Origin of the sequence: Insulibacter thermoxylanivorax (assembly GCF_015472005.1) — a bacterium.
GTDB classification, from domain to species: domain Bacteria; phylum Bacillota; class Bacilli; order Paenibacillales; family DA-C8; genus Insulibacter; species Insulibacter thermoxylanivorax.
Window position 1 is genome coordinate 1 of the sequence record NZ_BMAQ01000051.1, and the last position, 2,434, is coordinate 2,434.

Consider the following 2,434-nt stretch of genomic DNA (forward strand, 5'->3'; position numbering starts at 1 on the left):
CATTACAGGAATAGCTCCTTAATAGAATAAAAGGTCCTAACATTCGTTTGGGCCTAACTCTCATTTATAGGATACATTACCTATGCTTTAAAATACAATATGTCTCAATCAGTCTTTCAAAACAAAAAGCCCTTTCCTCAAAAGGATTAGGCTTTAAGGCAGCTCCTTAATAGAATAAAAGGTCCTAACATTCGTTTGGGCCTAACTCTCATTTATAGGATACATTACCTATGCTTTAAAATACAATATGTCTCAATCAGTCTTTCAAAACAAAAAGCCCTTTCCTCAAAAGGATTAGGCTTTAAGGCAGCTAAGACCATTTAGAATTGAAATTTGAGCAGTACTGTCACATCTCAAACGTTACGAACTAGCAATATTACCGACTCCACATGTCCAGTTTGACTCGCATAGGTTTCCATAATAATAAAAGGAAGAACACACGGACTTTGACAATAGGTAAATGCGGCTTTGAGATTTACTTACGAATGAGCAAAACACAGCACTCCACATGTGTTATGTAGAGATTATCTCATCCGAAAAATCAACTTTGTAACGCCACCTTGATTCATGCTATCTCCCCATCATCAGAACAGCCTCCCAATCCTCCGGGAATCCAATCCGATCCAACTCCACAACTTCGCTATACTCGGACAACAACACTTCTAATCGAATGATAAAATTAAGCCACTTGTCTCGGTCAGGAATAAGATCCTTTAAAACATATAGATGAGCAAAAATTTTACCCTGATCAATCCCAAGTTGCTTTGATTTTCGGTCAAGCCTAGGTTTGCTTGTTAATGGACGATTATAAAGACGGCCGTAATGGGCACATATATTTCGAATGTAGGACATACATTTAAGCCAACTTTCAAGATATATGGCTGGAGCGCGGTAATTTCTTTTGGCAATTTGATTCTTATCATCATTTTTCATATTGGAAAATAACTTCGAAAGCGCTTCAAACGAAAGAACTTCAATAGCCACCCAAACTGGTATTTTTCCCTCATACTTTTCATAATGATGCTTAATGAATAGTTCTTGGGAACGCTTGAGTTCCTTTTCAAGCTCAGCTAGAAACGCATCATGATTATCAAAATGTTGAGGATTCAAATGACCAAGAGGACCGTAAGTGTGGGCAATATGATATGAAATATGGGTCCTGAAAGCGATCTCAACTTGCTCAACCATCTCCATAATCAAATAACGAAAACGGCGATCAAATTCATATAAAGCGACAACATGTTCAAAAGTAATATCAGGAAGAAATTGATCATTTTTCTTTAGACTGAGTGTATATGCGCTTAACCGATAATAGTTGATTCGTTGCAACGTACGAATAGCAGAATCAACATCGGATATGACGAGCCCGCGGCTCTTTAATATTTCGACTTGCTCTTCAAATGTAGTAGGCCTCTTAATGGAAGGTATATTATTGGAATACATAAAATTCCTCCATAAAAACAAGAAGGCCCACCTTGGTACGCATTGTTAAGAGGCGTGGTGGGAACTATTGACTTTATCATACAAGAGTTGCGAAATAATGTCAACGAAAAAGCAAGCCATTCACGTCATTATTGAATCAGTTCATTATCGGTAAATGCGGCTATATTGATTGTTTCCGTACGAGCGACACACAGCATTCAACATGTGTGAAGTAGTTAATTAGGACAACCTCTGCGGAATGTGCTACCAAACATAATGCTGTTCCAAGAATATATTCCATCAATCTCCATACAAGTTTTGCGTTAATGTCCATAAAATGTACCGAATATTGAATGTTTAACATAATGAAGACTACAAATTACATTAAATAACTTAATACAGTCAGCTTCGTTTATTTTTCTTTTGGTCATTCCATGCATAAGCCAATTTCGCTCTAAATAGGGAGGTTCATTTTTTTTCTCAAAACGAGCACCACTGTTGAAATACATTTCTATAAAACCATCAATAGACGGCAATAAAAGGACAGTGTCAATATATCTACTTAAGGGTTCAATACTTTTATTTGTATAGTAATCCTCAACTTTTGTTCTAACAGCTCTATCGAAAAAAACAGTAATCTTTTGAGTCCAATCATCAATTGGGCATTCCCTTATACTTGCTTCTAAAATCGCTGTCAATACCATCGAACATGAAGTATAGTACTTTTCCTCAAAAAGTTTCTCTGCTTCAATAAACCAATCATAACGAGTAACTTCAAAACGTGAATAACCGTTGACCTGTTTCAATAATGAGTAGTTATCTTTTTCAAAATAATTGGAAATTAAATCTGATTTCCCTTCATACGTTAGCCAAAACCATGTATCATACCAAGTTTCATTTATATTTGGTTCCCAAAAAGGTGAAATCACCCAACCATTCTCCCCAAGAAACCTGCATTTCTGCCGTATTTCATTGGACTTAACGGATTAGTCCCCTAAGTTTGGACACATCC

The 2,434-nt window shown here is 36.4% G+C and carries 2 protein-coding genes; both read right to left on the minus strand.

All coding sequences use genetic code 11. The features are described from left to right. Positions 1–570 precede the first annotated feature (570 nt). Positions 571–1,443, minus strand: a complete 873-nt coding sequence (locus PRECH8_RS14020; protein WP_200967720.1) for an Abi family protein — start codon at positions 1,441–1,443, stop codon at positions 571–573. A gap of 302 nt (positions 1,444–1,745) precedes the next feature. Further along, positions 1,746–2,351 (minus strand): hypothetical protein, encoded by a 606-nt coding sequence (locus PRECH8_RS14025; RefSeq protein ID WP_200967721.1) that lies wholly within the window; start codon positions 2,349–2,351, stop codon positions 1,746–1,748. Between the last annotated feature and the right edge of the window lie 83 nt (positions 2,352–2,434).